The organism is Pseudomonas abietaniphila (genome assembly GCF_900100795.1).
Classification (GTDB): Bacteria; Pseudomonadota; Gammaproteobacteria; order Pseudomonadales; family Pseudomonadaceae; genus Aquipseudomonas; species Aquipseudomonas abietaniphila.
Genome location: NZ_FNCO01000004.1, coordinates 298931 through 319302, shown reverse-complemented (window position 1 = coordinate 319302; position 20372 = coordinate 298931). Strand labels below are relative to the sequence as shown.

Below are 20372 nucleotides of genomic sequence, written 5' to 3'. Positions count from 1 at the left end.
GGCCCGCTCTACCGTCGGCCGTTGGGGCTATTCTTCAGGCGCGTAGACCACTTTGAAGTCTGCAAACTCAGCAGGGCCAAAGCTCGGGTTCTGATACTTGGGGTTCAACGCCTTTTCAGCTTGGGTCGCTGCTCTAAAGGCGATCGATGCGATGTTCTTCTCGGCGATCGCCGGAAACATGATTTCCTGCGTGACCCACTCTGCGGTCGTGTAGACAAATGCACCACTGATTGTCGGGTCTAGCCCACCCTCCGTGTTCTGCCAGACGATACCGATCACGCACATGACTTCCGGGTTTGTGGCGTTGTCCGGCGTCTTTACCCTAAAGGTAACCCGCAGCGGCATAGGCTTGTACGCGAAGGTCTGGATGATGCCAAGCCCTTCCGGCAGCACGATGCTATTGCCATCGTTCTGACCGATGTAGCGCGGGGGAGACGGCGGTTTTTCTGGTTGAGACTGCCAGGGCGGCAGTTGCGCATGAATGAAATTTCCATTTCTGATGAGGGTGTCCATGAGTTTCGCTCGTTGTTTATGTTCATTCGTTGAATAGAACGCTGAGCATAAAATCAAGCCTCACGCCGAGATACTGTCACTTTTGACACTGCTTAGACTTCTTCGAAGTCAGCACAACGACTTCAGGTTATGAAGGGCGCTGCGCTTCTTCAGCTTTAATCACCCTCAGGCTTTTCGCCACACACTGGCCAACCACGGCTGCTGCTCCCGGGGCAGTCCTTCAGGCCGGTAGTAGTGCTCCACTTTGACAAATCCGGCGTCGGTCAGCAGCGCGCTCCATGATTCGAAGTCGTGAAAGGAGCCATAGCGTTCCCCCTTCCAGCCTTCCTGGTTGTCTCCGCGCGGATTGGAGCTGAACAACACGCCGTCCGGTTTCAAGGCGGCTCTCAACTCGCGCAGCACACGCGGGAGTTCCTGACGCGGGACATGAAACAGCGAGGCGTTGGCAAAGATGCCGTCGAAGCGTCCGGCAGGCAGGTCTAGTTCCAGAAAGTTCTGATGCAACACCTCGCATCCGCTGTCCGCGCGGGCCATCTCGGCGAAACGTTCCGAGCCGTCCAGCCCGGTTGCGATGTGTCCCATGGCCGTGAGCGTCTGCAAGTCCCGGCCTGGCCCGCACCCGAAATCCAGAATCTGAAACGGCGCGAGACCCTGAATATTACGCAGCAGCGCATCGATGTTCTGACTGACATCGTGATCCCGCGTCCCTTCGCGGAAGCCTTCGGCGACGGCGTTGTAGTTACCCAGCGTGGTGGTAGTGATCTGGGCGAGGTCCTGCGGGTCGAGTTTCATCATGCGGCCGTTTGAGCGAGGAAAGCCGCCAATATACCCCTGCTCAGGTTCTGGGCAATCGCTCAGGAGAAAAACCCCCTAACCCGCTTCAGCACGGAGGCCATGGGGTTAACCGCGACCCTGCGTCTGCCCGGAGTCGTGGGGTTGACCGCGATCCCACTTCTGCTCACAGGATGTAAGAGCGTGGCTTGTCCCGCGATCTGCCGGGAACCGGCAGCAAAACCGGAGAACGAGGTGTTCCTGATACAACGCGGCGTCTGGATTTACTGCCGCTTCGCGCCAGATCGCGGGCAAGGTGGAGCGCCACCCCGGTCGCTCCTACGGCCTGCGGCCAGAATCAAAACAGACGGTATACCGTCAGATAAAAATCCGGCGTCTACAGCGGCCCTGCTTCTGTCCGAAGGCCGTGGGGTTGGCCGCGATCCCGCTTCTGCCCACAGGGCGTAGGAGCGTGGCTTGTCCCGCGATCTGGCGCGAAGCGGCAGCAGATTGGGTCAACGCGGTTTGCCTGAACGCTCAAGGGTGCTGGATTTACTGCCGCTGCGCGCCAGATCGGGGGGCAATGAGTAATGTTCAGCGCTTACCAAGAACCAGATCGACGACTTCATTGATGGTTTCGATCTGCTCCCAATCTGCGGGACGTGGGGCCAGCTTATAGCGCCACTTCACCTGCATCATGAAGCAGGTGATGTCGTCATCTATGATGTCGAAATCTTTGATGAAGTTGGTTTGAGCCGATACCGCTTCGCGTGGAATGAAGCCGATGATCGAGACGAAGAGTTCGATGATCCGTTGGGTCAGCTCGTCTCGATTTGCTTCAGCGTCCATTTTTAGCCTCATACGCGCACAGTCCTATGCTCACCAGATCAAATACCGCTAATCCGGCCGCTACGAAAGGAATTCCTCTTCCAATTACACCGAAGACTCTTACCGTACCGAAGGTGGCTTTGGCCATTCTGGCGACTGTGGGTTGCCTTATGAGAGTACGCGGAAAAAAGCGCATGCCGACCAGGCTGGCGATGTTGGTCGTCTTGCTAGAACCGGTGTAGACCCAAGTCCCGACCGCTGTTTTGCTGATCGGGATGCCCGCAGTGGAGACTATTGCCGTAGCCACCGTAAGCCCATAGTGTTCTTTCGTGCAATTCCAGAGCGTTTCGAATGTAGTGTCCGCAAGCGTAGTGTCCGCAATGCGCATCCCGCTAATAACTTCCAGCCCGGGGCCCCCGTTTACCCAGGATTGTGGAGGCAATATCAACGTAACCGGACAGGAGGTCATGATCGAGCTCTGGAGGTTGAACCTCACCAAGCTAGGTGAGCCTAGATCGACTCCGTTGGATTTCAGCTGGTGAAACTCACTGAAAACAGCCTCCGATAGATCCTTCTCTTCCATCTGTCAGTCACTAAACCAGTAAAAGTGGCCCGAGACTAGCGGGTTTGATGTCACTGTTTTTTGCTTCGAAGCAAAATGGAGCGGTCCTACCTTGGGAGCTGATTATTCCTACGCAATCACCGCTTGTTCAACCGCACCGCCAGCCTGTCCCCGCCCAGCTGAATCACAGCCACCAGCACCACCAGCAGCACGATCACCGTGAGCATCACTTGCGTGTCGAAACGTTGATAGCCATAGCGGTAGGCGATGTCACCCAGGCCGCCTGCGCCGATGGCGCCTGCCATGGCCGAGGAGTTGATCATGGTCACCAGGGTGATGGTGAAGCCGCCGACAATCCCGGGCAGCGCTTCGGGCAACAGCACGTGCCAGACGATGTGCCAGCGGCGGCAGCCCATGGCTTGGGCGGCTTCGATCAGGCCGTGGTCCACTTCCCGCAAGCTGACTTCAGCGATGCGCACGAGGGCGGCGAGTTCCTGGGCGGCAGCAAGCGCTTCGGCATCGTTACGCAGAACGGTGGCGGGCAGCAACGGGGGAGCAATGTCCAGGGTGTGCTGGACAGGCAGAGCGCTCAGTTCAGTCATGGTGGTGACCTGCACGAGCGAGAGCACGGGGATAGGGGTGCTTGACCATTCGAACCTCGAATCAAAACCGCAATGGCGGCAGACAAACTCACGATGGTCCGGTGGTCCGGTGCATATACCCTAAGCGTGTATAAAAATTAAATAAACTAGCATTTATGAATAAGCATAGAAGGTTGGCGGCGAATTCGATGGCCGTTCAGGCGGTTTGTGCATACGCCAGGCATGAGCTGAAAACCAGCATGAGGATCACGTATTTGACGACAGGTTTGCAGCGCATGGCGAACACCTCCTGAAGGGTTTCCCCGAGGCTAGCAGCCCTGTTTTCCCTCGACCTCAGTGAATCTGTAGGATCAGTTGCTCGATGCTGTGGGAGTTTTCCGTTCCGCTTCGCATCTGTGAAATGGCCCACGTTTCAAGCAAGCGGCGAATCGCGGTCCCTGCACCCGTCCCGCGATGCCGCCGGTTGATGCGGTGTTTCAATCGTCAGGAATGTCCGAATCTTCTGTACGCGCTTTGATTGAGCGCGCAGGTGCCCATCGCGAGTTGTTACCCACCCGATCAATGACGCAGTAGGTGATTTCCTGATGCAAGTCGTCTTCTGCTTCGCTGATTAAAGTGGCGGGTACGTGAACGGTGAGTTCTTGGCCCACCTCGCTCTCAGTGAGTGCAGGCAAATCCATCCGCATGTCACCCCAGCGCAAGGTGATTTCGTCATGAACCTCCATATTCAGGTAAGGCTCCAGAATGATATCCACGCCTTTTTTGAACTGCTCCGGGGCCAGACCCTGACACAGGGTGACGTCTGCAAACCTCACGGGTGCCAGGCCCTGATTTTCCTCGCCGTCCGGGCTGACCAAATGACCGCCCGGAGTCTCCAGTTTGACCCAGAGTTTATGGCACGGCGATTTCACGGGATCACCGCCTATTTTGGTGACTGTGTAGTAGGTCTTTACCTTTCCACTTCGTAGAAAGCTCTCTGGCACATGTAGGACGGATGTATGACCGATGTCAGACGCCGATAGAAGTGTTGACGCAACGTAACAGTCTCCCCAGAACAGCTCGATCAGGTCACCGCTCTCCATTTCGGGATAGGGATTGATGTGTACCAACAGGTTGGTCGCTGCCAGCGCACCGATGCCTTGTTTGATGGACTGCGGCAGGCAGGGGGCCAGGAGCGTGACAGGCGTGTAGCTGACGGGGGTCTGGATCATCTTTTAATACTCATTGAATGTGAAGCCTGAATAAGGCGTGCCGCGATGTTTGTCATCGCAATAGCTACTTGAAATCGATGCGATTAGTACACGCTCGATGCACGGTGTTGGCAAACATTACAAACGGATCCAAATTCGGGCTTGTTATTTGTTCAAGAGCGCTATGTAAGTTGCTATCGAGGTAATTGTGTTGCCGCGTTTATGTCAACGGCAAAAAAGGCGTAACGGCGTGTGAACCGGAGAAAAGGACATTTCTTACGGAAGTATCCTGCTTGTCAGTGGCAAGTGGCGGGGCACCGTCCTACCCGGAACGGGCGGTTCTGCCGGGATGTAGGACTCATGGGTGCAACGGCATACGCCAGCGTTATTTGTAAAGATTTGGTGGGGTGTTACAGGGACTTTGAAGAGGGGGTTACGCGGCGTGCAATACATTCAAGTAATGGATAAGAATGGGCGCGATTAGAGGGGCGTATTAGAGGGAGTTTGGGTAGGTCCATACTTTTCTAAATGTTGTGGGCAAAGAAAACGGCGCTTACTAGCGCCGTCTTTTTATACGTGTGATGTAGGACTAATTCCTGCTGCGTTCCAGAAACTGCCGAGTTCGCTCTTCTTTCGGGTTGGCAAACAACGCTTTCGCCTCGCCTTGTTCGACGATGACGCCTTTGTCGATGAAGACCACGCGGTTAGCGACGTCCCGCGCGAAGCTCATTTCGTGCGTGACGATGACCATCGTGCGGTTTTCTTCTGCCAATGCCCGAATGGCACTGAGTACTTCGCCCACCAGCTCAGGGTCCAGCGCCGAGGTGGGTTCGTCGAACAGGATCACCTCTGGCTCCATGGCAAGCGCCCTGGCGATGGCCACGCGTTGCTGCTGCCCACCGGACAAACGACGCGGATACGCATCTTCCTTGCCCGCCAGACCGACCTTGGCCAACAGGGTGCGCCCCAGCTCGACGGCCTGCTCGCGGGGCATCTTCTTGACCACGATCGGTCCTTCGATGACGTTTTCCAGCGCGGTGCGATGCGGGAACAGATTGAAGTTCTGGAACACGAAGCCCACGTGCTGGCGCAGTTGTCGGATCAGCCCTTGTTGCTGGCTGATCGGTTTGCTGCTGTCGACCTTGATATCGCCAACGACGATGGTCCCGCTGGTGGGTTCTTCCAGAAAATTCAGACAGCGCAGAAAGGTCGTCTTGCCCGACCCGCTGGGGCCGATAATGGCGACCACTTCGCCGGGCTCGACGTTCAAATCGATGCCCTTGAGGACTTGGTTGCCCTTGAATTCCTTGGTCAGTTTTTCAACGGTGATCATGCCTCAAGACTCCACGTCGTGGCGGTTGGCCCGTGCTTCCAGACGGTTCTGAACGTGCGCGAGTACCGTGCACAACACCCAGTAGATCACCGCGACGGTGAAATACATGGTGAAGACCTCAAGTGTTCTCGAGGAAATCAGCTGCGCTTGGCGAAACACCTCCGGTACCTGGATGGTGGCGGCCATGGCGGTGTCCTTGACCAGCGAAATGAAGCTGTTGCCCAACGGTGGCAAGGCGGTGCGCGCGGCTTGCGGCAGGATCGCGCGGCGCATGGCCTGCGCGCGGGTCATGCCGATGCTCGCGGCAGCTTCCCACTGCCCTCTGTCCACGGCCCCAATCGCTGCGCGCAGGATCTCGCAGGCGTAGGCGGCCATGTTCAGCGACAAACCGATAAGGGCTGCACTGATGGCATCGAGTTCGATGCCGAGGTCAGGCAGGCCGTAATAAATCATGAACAGCTGAACCAGCAGGGGCGTGCCGCGAAAGAACGACACATAAACCCTGGCGATGGCGCTGATGATCCAGACCTTCGATAAACGCATCAATGCCAGGCCGAAGCCCAGCACCAATCCGAAAAACATCGATCCCAGACTCAGACCCACCGTGTAATACGCACCCTTGAGCAAAAAGGGCGCGGAGTCCAGCGCGAGCTGTAGGCTCTCTGGAATCATTTGGTCACGTCAGCCTTGAAGTACTTTTGCGACAGCTTGGCGAGCGTGCCGTCGGCGCGCAGTTTGTCGATGGCCTTGTTGAGCGCGTCCAGCAGTTCTGGTTCGCCCTTGCGCACTGCGATGCCGGCTTCCTGACGGGAGAATGGTTCGCCGGAAACGGCCAGCTGGTCCTTGGTCTTGGCGACCAGTTCCAGCGCAGCCAGACGGTCGACCAGAATGGCGTCGATGCGGCCTGCGCGCAGGTCCTGGTATTTGGTCGGATCATCGTCATAGGTTTTGACGATGGCGTCCGGGACGTTGGCCTTGAGCCATTCTTCGTAGTTGGTGCCCAGGCCTACGCCGACTTTTTTGCCTTTCAGATCGGCAGCGGTCTTGATGACGCCTGCGTTCTTGGTTTGCACCAGTGCTTGAATGCCCGACACGGTGTACGGTTCGGAGAAGTCATACTTCTTCTTGCGCTCGTCGGAGATGGTCACCTGGTTGACCACGACGTCCAGACGCCCGGAATCCAGAGCGGCCAGAATGCCTGCCCATGGGGTAGCGGTCAGCTTGACCTTGACGCCCAGTTCTTTGGCCAGCGCCTCGGAGAACTCAACTTCGAAACCGGTCAGCTTGCCGTCTTCGCTCACGAAGCTGAACGGCGGGTAAGTGCCTTCCAGGCCGACGTTGAGGGTGCCGTTCTTTTTGATGGTTGCCAATTGCTCGCCAGCGACGGCCTGGGTCACCAGACCGGTGCCCAGCACCAGGCTGAATGCCGACAGCAGGAAGGTGCGGCGGATTGCAGACATGTTCATGTGAGTCCCCTGTTTTAATTGGAATGTCAGGCAAGCTTCAGACCTGACGAAGCTACTTTGGCACCGCGCTTTTATCCAGCTTTTTCAGTGCTCTGCCGGGTATTCATACGGTGGTTCGGCGCGATCATAGAAGCACTGGTTTAGGATTAAAAATAATTAAAAACGAATCGCTTATTTGTTTTATGCATATAGAAATGGTGTGGCGCCTGCCGACCTGTAGGAGCGTGGCTTGTCCCGCGATCTGGCGGGCACCGGCAGCAAATTCAAATATCTCGGTGCGTCAGATGTATCGAGTGGTCTGCAATTGCGACTGCTGCGCAGTCGATCGCGGGACAAGCCACGCTCCTACGGGTGCGTAGCGTGGCTCAATGAGCCGAAAAAACGCCGGGGTACGCAAACAACGCAGGCGCACCGCCGGTGTGCAGGAAGATGATCGGACCGTCGTCGAAGCGCTGCCGGCCGATACCGTCCAGCAGCCCGGCCATGGCCTTGCCGGTGTAGACCGGATCCAGCAGCAGACCTTCCTGGCTCGCCACCAGCTTGATCGCCGACAGCGTGCCTGCGTTGGGCTCGCCATAACGTGGGCCGTAATACTCGTCCCATAAATGAACGTTGAAGGCAGAGGGCAACGGCTCGCCCAGCAGTTCAGCCGTACGCTCGGCCAATCCCTGAACCTTCGGTGCCTGGGTTTCTTCCGGGCGAGACACGGTAACGCCAATGACAGGTAATTGCGGCAGCGCTTCTGCCAGCGCCAGGCCAAGGCCGCTGTGCGTCCCGGCGCTGCCGGAGGCCAGCACTACGGCGGCAAACTCGACGCCGCTCTGTCGAATCTGCTCAGCGAGTTCGAACCCGGCACGGACATAGCCCAAAGCGCCGATGGGGCTGGATCCGCCAATCGGCACCAGATACGGTTTCTTGCCGCTGTTGCGCAAGCGGGCCGCGAGCGCCTGCAGCTGCTCGTCTGCGTTGTCGAGGTTCTCGACCAACTCGACCTTGACGTCGAACAGGTCCAGCAGCAGCCGGTTTCCATTGCCCAGGTAGTTGCTGTCCTCGGTGGCGATGGGATTTTCCAGCAAGGCGACGCACCCCAGGCCCAGTTTTGCGGCCAGCGCGGCCGTCTGGCGGACATGGTTGGACTGAATCGCGCCCGCCGTGATCAGCGTGTCGGCGCCCTGCGCCAGTGCGTCCGCCGCCAGATATTCCAGCTTGCGCAGTTTGTTGCCGCCCATGGCCAGTGGCGTGATGTCGTCGCGTTTCACATAGATGTCGCGTCCGGCCCAGGTCGACAGGCGTTCGAGCTTCTCCAGAGGGGTAGGCGCGCCGAGCAGTTCGAGGCGGTTAAAACGGTCGAGCTGTTGTTTGATCATGGTGATATCGGTACGTCTTAAAGTGAGTCGCTGGACTATAGGCAGACGACACCTACAGGGCAACCTGACGATTTCCTACGGGCGTCAGGCAAAAGCCTCACTAAAATTGTTATTTTTTTGCTCCAAATGTTTGCCGTACAGTGGCTCAACCTTCGGCCATGTCCAGCCTGACGAGCCGTCGAAATGAGGAGAAACCTGCGTGAGCACTATTCCCGAATTGTCTCCCGAGGCTTGCGCCCAGGGCGTGACCGGCCACTGGCAGTTGCAGCGCATTGTGGGTGAGTTGCGCGCTGCACGTGATGACTGGCGCACCCGCAACGGCCGTGTCAGCGGCGAGAAGGGAGGCCGTGAGTTGCCCTCCCGCGAAGCCCTTCGCGACATTCTCGAAGCCTTGAGTGGCGCGCTGTTTCCGATGCGGCTCGGGCCGGTAGACCTGCGTGAAGAGAGCGAGGACTTCTATGTCGGCCACACGCTGGACGTAGCGCTGAACTCGCTGCTGGCTCAGGCGCGGCTTGAGTTGCGGTACGTCGCTCGTCAGCGTGGCGAGGACGCCAGTTGCGCCGATGTACACGCCGAGCGACTGATCCAGGATTTCGCGAGCGCACTGCCGCAGATCCGCCGCATCCTCGACACCGACGTGCTGGCGGCCTATCACGGCGACCCGGCCGCGCGCAGCGTTGATGAAGTGCTGCTGTGCTACCCGGGAATTCTTGCTGTGATCCATCACCGTCTTGCTCACCACTTGTACAACAACGGCCTGCCGTTGCTGGCGCGGATCAGTTCGGAGCTGGCGCATTCGGCGACCGGCATCGACATTCATCCCGGCGCGAAGATCGGGCCCAGCTTCTTCATCGATCACGGAACAGGTGTCGTCATTGGTGAAACCGCGATCATCGGCGAGCGGGTGCGTATCTATCAAGCCGTGACGCTTGGCGCGAAACGCTTCCCGGCCGACGAAGACGGCCAATTGCAGAAAGGCCATGCGCGTCACCCGATCGTCGAGGATGACGTGGTGATCTATGCGGGCGCGACCATCCTGGGACGCATCATCATCGGCAAGGGCTCGACCATTGGCGGTAACGTCTGGCTGACCCGCGGTGTTCCTCCTGGCAGCAACGTCAATCAGGCGAACTTGCAGCATGACGACGGGAGTCAGAAGTAGGGTCTCGACGCTGTATCGCATTCTGTAAAAACGTGGCGTGTCCGCGATCGACGGGGGAACCCGTCGTAAAACCAACCCGCACCATGAACCTGAAGCACTGCGGTTTCAGGTTCTACTGCCGATTCTCGGCAGATCGTCCGGATGCGGCACAGAGACAAATCACGCGCCTAAATAGGGTGCTTTCAGCCCGCTTCCTGTGTGCTCATGCGTTGCCTTTGGGCCCTTGCAATTGGTCCTTTGCCCCCTTTCCGTGCTTTAATTGAACGTTCAATCAAGTTAAACCGGTGGTTCGCTGCCCGCTCGCATCAGGAGGCCTGCCCTTGCCGTATCAGATTTGTATGGATGTTTCGCCCGCCCGAAAGGCGGTATTCGCATGAGTATTCCGAGCGCTCCCAATAGCGCACCCGTTCGCATGAACGCCCCTGTTTTCTACTTCGCCGCCAGCTTTCTTCTGGTTTTTGGTGTCGTCGTCATCAGCTTTCCCGAGGCTGCTGGAGAGTGGCTGCTGGCCGCTCAAAACTGGGCTGCCAACACCGTTGGCTGGTATTACATGCTCGCCATGACGCTGTATTTGCTGTTTGTCGTGGTCACCGCCCTTTCGGGATACGGCAAGATCAAGCTCGGCGCGGATCACGATCAGCCCGAATTCAGCTACCTGTCGTGGGCCGGCATGCTGTTCGCCGCGGGGATCAGCATCACGCTGTTCTTCTTCTGCGTTTCCGAACCGCTGACTCACCTCATGCAACCGCCTGAAGGCGAGGGCGGTACGACTGAAGCTGCGCGCCAGGCCATGCAGTTGCTGTTTTTGCATTGGGGTCTGCACGGTTGGGGCGTGTTCGCGTTTGTCGGTATGGCGCTGGCGTACTTCGCGTATCGCCATAACCTGCCACTCGCGCTGCGCTCGGCGCTGTATCCGCTGATCGGTAAACGCATCAACGGCCCGATCGGGTATGCCGTGGACGGCTTCGGCATCATCGCGACCATCTTCGGTCTGGGGGCCGACATGGGGTTCGGCGTACTGCACCTGAACTCCGGCCTGGATTACCTGTTTGGCGTGCCGCACACCCAGTGGATTCAAGTCGGCCTGATCACCTTGATGATGGGCGCGGCGATTCTGGTCGCGGTCGCCGGTGTCGACAAGGGCGTGCGCGTCATGTCCGACATCAACATGCTGCTGGCCTGCGCGCTGCTGCTTTTCGTGCTGTTCGCCGGGCCAACCCAGCACTTGCTCAATACGCTGGTGCAGAACATTGGCGATTACCTCGGCGCGCTCCCATCCAAGAGTTTCGACGTCTATGCGTATAACGGTCCAAGCGACTGGCTGGGTGGCTGGACCGTGTTCTATTGGGCGTGGTGGATTGCCTGGTCGCCCTTCGTTGGGCTGTTTATCGCGCGTATCTCGCGTGGGCGGACCATCCGCGAGTTCGTCTTTGGCGTGCTGCTGATTCCTCTGGGTTTCACGCTGGCCTGGATGTCGATCTTCGGCAACAGCGCCATTGATCAAGTGCTCAACCACGGCATGACCGCATTAGGGCAAGCGGCCATCGACGATCCGTCCATGGCGCTGTACCTGATGCTGCAGAATTATCCATGGAGCAAGACGGTCATCGCCGTCACCGTGTTCATCAGCTTTGTGTTCTTCGTGACATCGGCGGATTCGGGCACTGTCGTGTTGTCCACGCTTTCCGCGAAAGGCGGCAGCCCGGATGAAGACGGCCCGAAGTGGTTACGTGTGTTCTGGGGTGTGATGACGGCGTTGATTACCAGCGGGCTGCTGTTCTCCGGCAGCATCGATGCGCTGAAGTCGGCCGTGGTGCTGACGTCGTTGCCGTTCTCGCTGATCCTGCTGCTGATGATGTGGGGCCTGCACAAAGCGTTTTACATGGAATCGCAGCGCCAGATCGCTCAGCTGTATTCGCTGGCCCCGGTATCGGGCGCTCGGCGCGGCGGTTGGCGTCAACGTCTGAGTCAGGCGGTGCATTTCCCGTCGCGCGATGAGGTCTACCGGTTTCTGGACCAAACCGTGCGTCCGGCCATTGAAGATGTCACCGCTGTGTTTGTGGAAAAGGGCCTGAGCGTGGTGACCCAGCCTGATCCGGCCAATCACACCGTGGGCCTTGAAATCGGGCATGGCGAAGAGCGGCCGTTCATCTACCAGGTGACCATGCGTGGCTATTTCACGCCTTCCTTCGCCCGGGCAGGGATGGGCTCCAAGCAATTGAACAACCGCCGGTATTACCGCGCCGAGGTTCATCTGAGCGAAGGGAGTCAGGATTACGACCTGGTCGGTTACACCAAGGAGCAGGTCATCAACGACATCCTCGACCAGTACGAGCGTCACATGCAGTTCTTGCATTTGGTGCGTTAGCGAGCAGTAGCGCTCCCACAGGTTTCAGCATCCACCGCAACCTGTAGGCGCGCGCCTGGTCTGGGCCTACAGTGCGGTGCCGCCCTGCAGCTGTCCGTGCAGCAACCGCAGCGCCGGCGTATCCAGTGCCTGCGCCGCATAGCACAGCCCGACCCGGCGAGTGAGGTTGGGCGCTTTCGCGACGCGGGTCATCACCCCTGAGTGATGGCGGGCCATGGATTCAGGCAGCATCGCCAAGCCCGCGCCCGCTGCCACCAGCCGCAGCGCCAGTGTGAACGTGCCCGCTGTCGCGGCGACAGACGCGGAGCTGCGGTTGTACAGCTCCATCAGTCGCTGGTGGGAGGGATGAGAGGGGCAGGTGATCCACTGAACGTTGGCAAGGTCGGCCTCATCCAGCGTGGCCTGTTCTGCCAGAGGGTGACGGGCAGGCATCGCCAGCACAAACGGTTCCTCCCAAAGCGGCAAAAACAGTTCGTCCTCGCAGCAGTCTTCCTCCACCGATAGCCGGGCATCGCCGCTGCAGCCCTCCTGCAACGTGAGCAACAGATTCGGGATTACTTGATAGGCCAGGGCCAGAAACGCTTCGAGGTGGCTGGAGGCGATATCCCCTTCAACGCCGATGTCGAGGGCCAACCGGTCATTGCGTTGCCGAAACTGATTGCTCAACGCATGGGCTTCGGCCAGCAATCGCCGAGCCTGTGGATAAAGTGTGCGTGCGTCATCCGTCACGTCCACCCCGCGCGGCAAGCGCTGGAACAGCGTCGTGCCCAGTGCCTCTTCGAGCTGGCGAATGGTGACCGAAAGCGTTGGCTGACTGGTGAACAGACGCTGAGCCGCCGAGGTGATATTGCGCTCTTCAAAGACCGCAACGAATGCACTGAGTTGACGAATATCCATATCAGAAACCGATACCAGCGAGAGGAAATAAGCATTTTTCGGCAGTTGCCGACGCTGAATATACTCGCTTTACCGCTTTGCCATCGGTTGTGCTTATTCCTGTACATCAGGGTTGGAAAACTCGCCCGTAGCCCTTGAACCGATTCAGCTGTAGAACATCCCAAACAGAGACCCGAGCCGTAACGGGCCACTCATCATTCAGACAAGAAAGAGAGGATTGAATGACGTACATCGCTGCTCAAAACCGCTATGAACGCGTCCCGTATCGTCGAGTAGGCCGCAGCGGCCTGGTGCTGCCGGCCTTGTCGATGGGCCTGTGGCACAACTTTGGCGACAGCACCCCCATGGACACGCAGCGCGCCATGCTGCGGACCGCATTCGATCTGGGCATCAACCACTTCGACCTTGCCAACAACTACGGCCCGCCGTACGGCAGCGCCGAGATCAATTTCGGGCGCCTCCTGCGCGAAGACTTCAAGCAGTACCGTGACGAGCTGATCATTTCCACCAAAGCCGGCTGGGACATGTGGCCGGGCCCTTACGGTCAGGGTGGTGGTTCACGCAAGTACGTGCTGGCGAGCCTCGACCAAAGCCTGCAACGCATGGGCCTGGATTACGTGGACATCTTTTATTCACACCGCTTCGACCCGGACACCCCGCTGGAAGAAACCGCTGGCGCGTTGGCGACCGCGGTACAGCAGGGCAAGGCGCTGTACATCGGTATTTCTTCATACTCGGGCGCAAAAACCCGCGAGATCGCCGGTCTGCTGAAAGAGTGGAAAGTCCCGCTGTTGATTCACCAGCCCGCTTACAACCTGCTCAATCGTTGGGTTGAAAAGGACCTGCTAGACACAACCGACGAACTGGGCTCCGGCGTTATTGCCTTCACGGCACTGGCGCAGGGTCTGCTGTCGGATAAATACCTGAACGGCATTCCGAAGGATGCACGGGTCAACCGTCCGGGCGGCGGTTCGCTGCAGGCGTCGCACCTGTCCGAGCAGAACATCGAGCACGTCCGCGCGCTGAACGAGATCGCCAAACGCCGCGGTCAGAGCCTGGCGCAGATGGCCCTGGCCTGGACGCTGCGCGATCCGCGCGTGACCTCGGCGCTGATCGGTGCGAGCCGCCCTGAGCAGATCATCGAAAACGTCGGTGCGCTGGACAACCTTGAGTTCAGCCAGGAAGAGCTGGCGGAGATTGATCGGTTCGCCGTGGAAGGCGGGATCAATCTGTGGGAGAAGCCGTCGTCGGCGGAGTAAAGGGCTCCCTTCGCTGGGGGCGGGGATAGTTCACCGCCCCCAGCGGCGCGCGCCAGCTCACCGTCAGGTAAAGCTTGCCTCGATCCGGCACCAGCTGTGCCGGAGCGTTGGCCGGGCGCCAGGCGATGACGAAGAAGGGCAGTTGAACCGCCGGATCGCTGTTCATGATCGCAGACTGCCTTCTCTGACCAGCGGATCTGTCGAGTTTTCGCGAGTGATTGGCCAGTAGGGGTGTGCATACGGGGCAGGCGCTCGAAGCTGAGGGTCATCCGGTGCCTGTTGATGGTACTCGGGATGATGGTGCTGATAGTCAATGGCCGCCTGAACCAGGCAGGCGTCGCTGAAGCGTGGTCCCCAGAATGCGGCGTTTACAGGCAGCTGTCTGGTGATGCCAGTCGTCCCATGGCCGATGGGAAACGTCACCATGGGCCATCCCAGTGCATTGGGCAGATCGTAATAGAGCCGTTGATTTTGCAATCCGGAGGGCTCGCCCAGTCCCATTCGAAACCCCACATGCGCGCCCAATGGCATGACCAACATGAAATCCACACCCGCTTCATCCAGAGCGTCTTGCCATAGAGCCATCTGCGCGCGACGTCGCTGCTCCGCTTCTATTCGCACTGAGCACGGCATCTGTTCTATGACAGGGTGGGTGAATGCCATGCCGTAGTAGCGCAGAAGTGTTTGCCTGTCGTCGTCAGGTCGGCCCGCAGCAAAGTCTTCGACGGCTTGCCAGTAATTTGCTTCGTATTGCTGGCAGTAAGTAGTCGCCATTGCTGGGGTTACAGAGGTGTAGGGGTTTTCAATCGTCCATAGGACGGGGCCTGCGTAATAGAGGCGGTTCACCTCCTCAGCCATGTTCACTCCCTCAAACTCGATCACTCTTGCACCGAGCTGCTGCAACTGCTGCTTGAAGCGCTCAAACGCCAGCCCATAGTCCGGGTCGTAGGTGTTTACCGGAGGAGCGGCTGAGGCTGACATCCAGTCAGTCTGTGGAACGCCGATCGTCAGTCCCGTCAGTGGGGTATCCCCCGGACGTGGTGTGGTGGGCATCTGTGGAAACGGCAGCGGCGTATACAGCGTCTGTGGATCCCCAATGGGGTCAGGGCCTTGTATCGCGGCAAGAAGATGAGCGGCGTCCTGTACTGAACGTGCCATTGGACCGACCACGTCCCAACCTATGCGCAAGGGCATTACGCCGCCGGTCGATACGTAGCCCAGCGAAGGCTTGATGGCGCTGGCACCGTTGGCGGCGGCCGGAATGATCATCGAGCCGCCAGTCTCCTCGCCAAGCGTTGCGACACACAGCCGAGCGATCGGGGCAATAGCGGATCCGGAGCTGGACCCACCGGGCACTTTGTCCACGTCCCAAGCGTTACACCCGAAATCACCGACGGTGCTGCCTGAAAAGCGTGAGCAAATCGTATGACCCAGCACGACAGCCCCCGCATCGCGCAACCGAGCGACGGCGGTGGCATTACGAAGCGCGAAATTGGTACTGAATTCCGGGGCGCCATTCTTGCTCTCAAGGCCGACGATGCCTATGGAGTCCTTAACGCCAACGGGTATGCCGCAAAGCATCGGCGCGCTGCCACGCGGATCATCCGGATTGTTGATCCATGCATCAGCGTCTTGTGATTGAGCGAGCGCCTGCTCGCGATCAACACGCACAAAGGCGTTATAGCCGCCATTGTCGTTGTACGTCTCGAGCGGGCCATTGAGCTGATCAATGCGCTCAAGATAGGCGAGGGTGATTTGCCGGGATGTCAGTTCGCCCGTGCGCAGCAATGCTGCCATTTCGACGAGCGAGTAGTCGACCAGGCGCGCCTGACTTTTGATTTGCCGGCGTTGAAGTCGTTGGCCGATGCCCCATTGAAAGGCGTGTTGCCAGAATCCGTTCATGTGATTGAGCTCCCTGTCTTCCTGGACACTTCAGGGAGCTAATCACTCATCCAGCGGTTCGTAAACTGTCACAAATGACAGTTCACTCAGGCCTCATCACCCTCGTCATCATCCCCGCCGTCGATCTTCATGCCCAATTCCTTGATCTTGCGGGTCAAGGTGTTGCGGCCCCAGCCCAGCAGTACGGCAGCGTCGCGACGACGGCCAGCGGTGTGCTTGAGGGCGGTTTCGATCATGATGCGTTCGAAGGTCGGGACGGCGCTGTCCAGCAGGCTGGACTGACCGCGTGCCAATGCCTGGTCCGCCCATTGGCGCAAGGCTTGTTCCCAGTTGGTGACCGGTGCTGCGTCCTGCGGCAGGCTCAGCAGCTCGGGCGGCAAGTCGCTGATGTGCACTTCACGGCCCGAGGCCATTACCGTGATCCAGCGGCAGGTGTTTTCCAGCTGGCGCACGTTGCCCGGCCACGGAAGGTGCTTGAGGTATTCCTCGGTCTCGGCTTTCAGCAGCTTCGGCTCGACCGCGAGTTCTTGCGCGGCGCGGCTGAGGAAGTGCCGGGCGAGCGTCGGGATGTCTTCGCGACGATCGGACATGCGCGGAATATGGATGCGAATCACGTTCAGACGGTGGAACAAGTCCTCACGGAATTTGCCGGCCTGAACCAGCGTTTCCAGATTCTGGTGCGTGGCGGCAATGATCCGTACATCGACCTTGACCGGCGTGTGACCACCGACGCGATAGAACTCGCCATCGGCCAGCACGCGCAGCAAGCGGGTCTGGGTATCGGCTGGCATGTCACCGATTTCGTCGAGAAACAATGTGCCGCCATCGGCCTGTTCGAAACGACCGCGGCGCAGGTTGGCTGCACCGGTGAACGCGCCTTTTTCATGGCCGAACAGTTCGGATTCCATCAAATCCTTCGGGATCGCCGCCATGTTCAGCGCAATGAACGGCGAGGCCGAGCGCGGGCTGTGGCGGTGCAGCGCGTGAGCCACCAGCTCTTTACCGGTCCCCGACTCACCGTTGATCAACACCGTGATGTTGGAATGACTCAAGCGGCCGATGGCGCGAAACACTTCCTGCATCGCCGGCGCTTCGCCGATGATTTCCGGGGTGCGGGTCAGGGTGGGCGCAACGTCCATGCCCTGTTGTTCCTGCGCGTGCTGATTGGCACGCTTGACCAGAGAAACCGCCTCGTCGACGTCGAACGGCTTGGGCAGGTATTCAAAGGCGCCGCCTTGATACGAGGCCACGGCACTGTCCAGGTCCGAGTGCGCAGTCATGATGATGACCGGCAGGCGCGGGTGCTGTTCGCGAATGCGTGCCAACAGGTCCAGGCCACTGGCGCCCGGCATGCGAATGTCGGAAATGATCACGTCCGGTTGCTGACGGGCCAGTCGGCTCATCACGCCATCGGCACTGTCAAAGCTCTGTGTGGTCATGCCTTCTTGCTGCAAGGCCTTTTCCAGTACCCAGCGGATGGAACGGTCGTCGTCGACGATCCAGACAGTTTCACTACGGCTCATGTCGAAGCTGCTCCTTGTTCCAGCGGCAAGAAGATCGAGAAAGTTGTGTGGCCAGGATGGCTGTCACACTCGATCAGCCCCTGGTGCTGACTGATGATGTTCTGGGTGATGGCAAGGCCCAGCCCGGTACCGTCCGGACGGCCACTGACCATTGGGTAGAAGATGGTTTCTTGAAGTTCCGCCGGGATGCCCGGACCGTTGTCGATGATTTCGATCTTGCTCACCAGACGATGGCGCACATGACCAATCGTGAACTGGCGCATGGCGCGCGTGCGCAGGCTGATCCGGCCAAGACGCAGCTCGTTTTGCCCGCTGATGGCCTGCATGGCGTTGCGCACGATGTTGAGCACTGCCTGAACCATTTGATCCCGATCGATCAAGACGTCCGGGATGCTCGGATCGTAATCGCGCACCAGCGTGATGCAGCCCTGACTCTCGGCTTCAACCAGGCTGCAGACGCGCTCGAGCACTTCATGAACGTTGGTCATTGCCAGCGAGGGCAGCTTGTTCGAGCCCAGCATCCTGTCCACCAGGTTACGCAGGCGATCAGCTTCCTCGATGATGACGTTGGTGTAGTCCTTCAGACTTTCTTCCGGCAGTTCGCGCGCCAGCAGCTGTGCGGCGCCGCGAATCCCGCCAAGCGGATTCTTTATTTCATGGGCCAGGCCGCGCACCAGCATTTTGGTGGTTTCCTGCTTCGACAGCTGGGCCTCTTCCTTGGTGATACGCAGCAGGCGATCGCGCGGATGGACTTCCAGCAGCAGCATGGTCTCGCCTTGCGACAGTATCGGCGTCACGGCGTAATCGACCGTCAGTGTCTGGCCGGTCAGTGCAGTCAGCATGGCTTCACGCTTGGTGAACGGATGCGCCTGTTCCACCGCTTGGCGAAGCGAACTGAGGGCTTCGGCGGACTCGGTGAACAGCTCACTGATGAATTGCCCGTGGCTGCGCTGACCACTGATCGCCAGCAGCATTTCAGCTGCGGGATTCATGTACTCCAGGCGCAAGTCCGAATTGAGCAGAATCGTGGCAGTGGTCAGGTTATCGAGTAACAGTCGGTGCAACGTATCGCTGATAGTCATGAATCTCGTTGACCTCTTTTGGCACATGACACGTGGGAGGGCCCAAACGTGCAGGCTCTGGTTGGTCTTCGCCAGCGTTGGAAAGCCTTTCGTCACGCGGCTTGCCGACGCTTATTCGTTAGAAAATGCAAAAACCAAACCAAGGCTCCGAAAAGAAGCGCTGATCGAGTCATTTCGGGCGTTTTTTGGACAGTCAGCCCGAAGAGTGAGCAGCGGCAGATGATTCGTGAACCAAAATGGGCTTTTAAACGGCACGCTCGTTCAGGTTGTGCACCATTGTGGAGCTTAGCTTGTCACGCTCCTGTCATCAGAGAAAAGGCAGGAAGCTGCTCTTTTCTTCTGGCGGCTTGTCCTTGATCGGACACTCAGGGCGCACGCCGTAATCGTCGGTCTTGCAGGGCTGGGCAAGACGCTTTTGCGCCAGCGAGATCCGCATCATGTGGAACGGCTGGTTGGGGGTTCGTTCCGCCACCCTTCCGAACTCGTCAACGATCTCGACCGACAGTTGATGCGTACCGCGATCAATGTTGGTCAGTGGAAACACCGGGCTGCGAGTGGCTTCGCCATACATCTTGCTGTCCAGCAACAGGCGGTATGTGTGGCCGGGTTGTAGCTCGGGGTCGTTGGTGACCGTCACGATCAGGTTGCCCTGTATATCGCGGATCGTGCTGTCCGGCTCCGGCGCCAGAATGCGCAGCAACTGGTATCGGAATAGCGGGCCAGGCCTGGTCTTGGCGCTGGATGCCTGGCTGGGTTTCTTTGGGGCGGCCTTGATCTGATTGCTTGGGGCGACGTCGACCTTTTTGGCATTGCGTCGTGGTTGATCGGTGAATACCCGGTTACCCTCGGCATCGATGTAGGTGTACACCTCGGCCGCGGCCGAGTGACCAATGAGCATCAACAGCGCAACGAGCGCGCATTGCAGCCAGGTGGTTTTAAGGTTTACCGACATGGACTCGCTGCACTGTGAGGGTGATGGTCTGGCTTTGCTGGATCAACTGGGCGCCCTGCAGGACCTGTACGGCAAGACTGTGCTCGCCACGGTCGAGCTCCATCACTTGCAGGCGCGGGATATTGGTGGGCTGGCCGTAAGGCTTGCCATCGATTACGAGTTGCAGCAAATGGCCCGATTGCAGGCGCGGCTGTACTGCCACGCCGACCGTAAAGCTGCCGTTGTTGGCGCGTAACGCTTCGCCATCCGGCAGGTCGGTCAGCTCCAGCACGGCGTAGGCCGCTGTGTTTTGCTGTGTCTGGCTCTGGTTTTGTGGCGGGCTCGTGGTAGCGGGCGCCGGTGCAACGGTTGGTACGCTGTTGAGCGGTGGCAATTCGACCGTTTCGGCCCGGGTGCCGTTGGGCGGCTGGTTGCTGTAGGCCGTATTGCCGTTGGCGTCGGTATATTTGTAGATCTGCGCGGCAGCGGGCAGTGCAAGCACCAGCAGCAGAAAGGCGAGACATTGACGCATGAACACTCCAGTGCTGCGATCAGGACAACCAACAATGGTGTCGCGCTAAATGCATGGCGCGGTACGGGGCAGCATAGAGGAATA

At 58.9% G+C, this 20372-nt stretch carries 18 protein-coding genes and 1 pseudogene; 3 read left to right on the top strand and 16 right to left on the bottom strand.

Going from position 1 to position 20372, the window contains the following annotated elements:
* Positions 1 to 27 precede the first annotated feature (27 nt).
* The 10 genes and pseudogenes from BLS87_RS10645 to BLS87_RS10600 form a co-directional block, all read right to left on the bottom strand.
* Positions 28 to 513, bottom strand: a complete 486-nt coding sequence (locus BLS87_RS10645) for a hypothetical protein (RefSeq protein ID WP_074752443.1) — start codon at positions 511 to 513, stop codon at positions 28 to 30.
* 165 nt (positions 514 to 678) lie between these two features.
* Positions 679 to 1305, bottom strand: coding sequence for a class I SAM-dependent methyltransferase (locus BLS87_RS10640; RefSeq protein ID WP_074752535.1), 627 nt, complete (start codon positions 1303 to 1305; stop codon positions 679 to 681).
* A gap of 573 nt (positions 1306 to 1878) precedes the next feature.
* A complete protein-coding gene (locus BLS87_RS10635) occupies positions 1879 to 2133 on the bottom strand; it encodes an acyl carrier protein (RefSeq protein WP_074752442.1) in 255 nt (84 codons plus the stop codon).
* Entirely contained in the window at positions 2123 to 2695 is a 573-nt protein-coding gene (locus BLS87_RS10630; protein ID WP_074752441.1) for a hypothetical protein, read from the bottom strand. The genes BLS87_RS10635 and BLS87_RS10630 overlap by 11 nt, the downstream gene beginning before the upstream one ends.
* Before the next feature lie 116 nt (positions 2696 to 2811).
* Positions 2812 to 3150, bottom strand: a pseudogene (locus tag BLS87_RS10625) (ABC transporter permease subunit); the annotation flags it as partial.
* A gap of 602 nt (positions 3151 to 3752) precedes the next feature.
* Positions 3753 to 4487, bottom strand: a complete 735-nt coding sequence (locus BLS87_RS10620; RefSeq protein WP_074752440.1) for a hypothetical protein — start codon at positions 4485 to 4487, stop codon at positions 3753 to 3755.
* 568 nt (positions 4488 to 5055) lie between these two features.
* The gene (gene tcyN / locus BLS87_RS10615) at positions 5056 to 5799 is read right to left on the bottom strand and encodes an L-cystine ABC transporter ATP-binding protein TcyN (RefSeq protein ID WP_074752439.1); all 744 of its coding nucleotides are present in this window, start codon (positions 5797 to 5799) and stop codon (positions 5056 to 5058) included.
* 3 nt (positions 5800 to 5802) lie between these two features.
* The gene (gene tcyL, locus BLS87_RS10610; protein ID WP_074752438.1) at positions 5803 to 6471 is read right to left on the bottom strand and encodes a cystine ABC transporter permease; all 669 of its coding nucleotides are present in this window, start codon (positions 6469 to 6471) and stop codon (positions 5803 to 5805) included.
* On the bottom strand, positions 6468 to 7265 hold the full coding sequence (tcyJ, locus tag BLS87_RS10605) for a cystine ABC transporter substrate-binding protein (protein ID WP_074752437.1): 798 nt from the start codon (positions 7263 to 7265) through the stop codon (positions 6468 to 6470). The genes tcyL and tcyJ overlap by 4 nt, the downstream gene beginning before the upstream one ends.
* Before the next feature lie 365 nt (positions 7266 to 7630).
* Positions 7631 to 8632 (bottom strand): D-cysteine desulfhydrase, encoded by a 1002-nt coding sequence (locus BLS87_RS10600; RefSeq protein ID WP_074752436.1) that lies wholly within the window; start codon positions 8630 to 8632, stop codon positions 7631 to 7633.
* Positions 8633 to 8849: 217 nt separating this feature from the next.
* Between BLS87_RS10600 and epsC the strand changes: the two genes are divergently transcribed.
* Positions 8850 to 9794, top strand: coding sequence for a serine O-acetyltransferase EpsC (gene epsC / locus BLS87_RS10595; RefSeq protein ID WP_074752534.1), 945 nt, complete (start codon positions 8850 to 8852; stop codon positions 9792 to 9794).
* Positions 9795 to 10206: 412 nt separating this feature from the next.
* The gene (betT, locus tag BLS87_RS10590) at positions 10207 to 12162 is read left to right on the top strand and encodes a choline transporter BetT (protein WP_167362050.1); all 1956 of its coding nucleotides are present in this window, start codon (positions 10207 to 10209) and stop codon (positions 12160 to 12162) included.
* Between the two features lie 66 nt (positions 12163 to 12228).
* Here betT and BLS87_RS10585 read toward each other — a convergent pair whose 3' ends face one another.
* Entirely contained in the window at positions 12229 to 13059 is an 831-nt protein-coding gene (locus BLS87_RS10585; protein WP_074752434.1) for a LysR family transcriptional regulator, read from the bottom strand.
* Positions 13060 to 13280: 221 nt separating this feature from the next.
* Between BLS87_RS10585 and mgrA the strand changes: the two genes are divergently transcribed.
* Complete coding sequence (mgrA, locus tag BLS87_RS10580; RefSeq protein ID WP_074752433.1) at positions 13281 to 14318, top strand: L-glyceraldehyde 3-phosphate reductase; 1038 nt, start codon at positions 13281 to 13283, stop codon at positions 14316 to 14318.
* Positions 14319 to 14480: 162 nt separating this feature from the next.
* On the opposite strand, the gene BLS87_RS10575 is transcribed toward mgrA, so the two are convergent.
* The 5 genes from BLS87_RS10575 to BLS87_RS10555 all read right to left on the bottom strand — a co-directional run bounded on the left by BLS87_RS10575 (position 14481) and on the right by BLS87_RS10555 (position 20288).
* Entirely contained in the window at positions 14481 to 16220 is a 1740-nt protein-coding gene (locus BLS87_RS10575) for an amidase (protein WP_074752432.1), read from the bottom strand.
* Positions 16221 to 16306: 86 nt separating this feature from the next.
* The gene (ntrC, locus tag BLS87_RS10570; protein ID WP_074752431.1) at positions 16307 to 17743 is read right to left on the bottom strand and encodes a nitrogen regulation protein NR(I); all 1437 of its coding nucleotides are present in this window, start codon (positions 17741 to 17743) and stop codon (positions 16307 to 16309) included.
* Positions 17740 to 18825 (bottom strand): nitrogen regulation protein NR(II), encoded by a 1086-nt coding sequence (glnL, locus tag BLS87_RS10565; RefSeq protein WP_074752430.1) that lies wholly within the window; start codon positions 18823 to 18825, stop codon positions 17740 to 17742. Before glnL ends, ntrC begins: the two co-directional genes overlap by 4 nt.
* Positions 18826 to 19132: 307 nt before the next feature.
* Positions 19133 to 19750, bottom strand: a complete 618-nt coding sequence (locus BLS87_RS10560) for a DUF4124 domain-containing protein (protein ID WP_425262216.1) — start codon at positions 19748 to 19750, stop codon at positions 19133 to 19135.
* 10 nt (positions 19751 to 19760) lie between these two features.
* The gene (locus tag BLS87_RS10555; RefSeq protein ID WP_074752533.1) at positions 19761 to 20288 is read right to left on the bottom strand and encodes a DUF4124 domain-containing protein; all 528 of its coding nucleotides are present in this window, start codon (positions 20286 to 20288) and stop codon (positions 19761 to 19763) included.
* Between the last annotated feature and the right edge of the window lie 84 nt (positions 20289 to 20372).

Excerpts from the sequence above, each read along its gene's own strand:
- BLS87_RS10600 (WP_074752436.1), bottom strand. The coding sequence starts at position 8,632 with ATGATCAAACAACAGCTCGACCGTTTTAACCGCCTCGAACTGCTCGGC.
- betT (WP_167362050.1), top strand. The coding sequence starts at position 10,207 with ATGAACGCCCCTGTTTTCTACTTCGCCGCCAGCTTTCTTCTGGTTTTT.
- BLS87_RS10645 (WP_074752443.1), bottom strand. The coding sequence starts at position 513 with ATGGACACCCTCATCAGAAATGGAAATTTCATTCATGCGCAACTGCCG.
- BLS87_RS10630 (WP_074752441.1), bottom strand. The coding sequence starts at position 2,695 with ATGGAAGAGAAGGATCTATCGGAGGCTGTTTTCAGTGAGTTTCACCAG.
- BLS87_RS10555 (WP_074752533.1), bottom strand. The coding sequence starts at position 20,288 with ATGCGTCAATGTCTCGCCTTTCTGCTGCTGGTGCTTGCACTGCCCGCT.
- BLS87_RS10575 (WP_074752432.1), bottom strand. The coding sequence starts at position 16,220 with ATGAACGGATTCTGGCAACACGCCTTTCAATGGGGCATCGGCCAACGA.
- glnL (WP_074752430.1), bottom strand. The coding sequence starts at position 18,825 with ATGACTATCAGCGATACGTTGCACCGACTGTTACTCGATAACCTGACC.
- BLS87_RS10640 (WP_074752535.1), bottom strand. The coding sequence starts at position 1,305 with ATGAAACTCGACCCGCAGGACCTCGCCCAGATCACTACCACCACGCTG.
- tcyN (WP_074752439.1), bottom strand. The coding sequence starts at position 5,799 with ATGATCACCGTTGAAAAACTGACCAAGGAATTCAAGGGCAACCAAGTC.
- mgrA (WP_074752433.1), top strand. The coding sequence starts at position 13,281 with ATGACGTACATCGCTGCTCAAAACCGCTATGAACGCGTCCCGTATCGT.
- tcyJ (WP_074752437.1), bottom strand. The coding sequence starts at position 7,265 with ATGAACATGTCTGCAATCCGCCGCACCTTCCTGCTGTCGGCATTCAGC.
- BLS87_RS10635 (WP_074752442.1), bottom strand. The coding sequence starts at position 2,133 with ATGGACGCTGAAGCAAATCGAGACGAGCTGACCCAACGGATCATCGAA.
- tcyL (WP_074752438.1), bottom strand. The coding sequence starts at position 6,471 with ATGATTCCAGAGAGCCTACAGCTCGCGCTGGACTCCGCGCCCTTTTTG.
- BLS87_RS10620 (WP_074752440.1), bottom strand. The coding sequence starts at position 4,487 with ATGATCCAGACCCCCGTCAGCTACACGCCTGTCACGCTCCTGGCCCCC.
- ntrC (WP_074752431.1), bottom strand. The coding sequence starts at position 17,743 with ATGAGCCGTAGTGAAACTGTCTGGATCGTCGACGACGACCGTTCCATC.
- BLS87_RS10585 (WP_074752434.1), bottom strand. The coding sequence starts at position 13,059 with ATGGATATTCGTCAACTCAGTGCATTCGTTGCGGTCTTTGAAGAGCGC.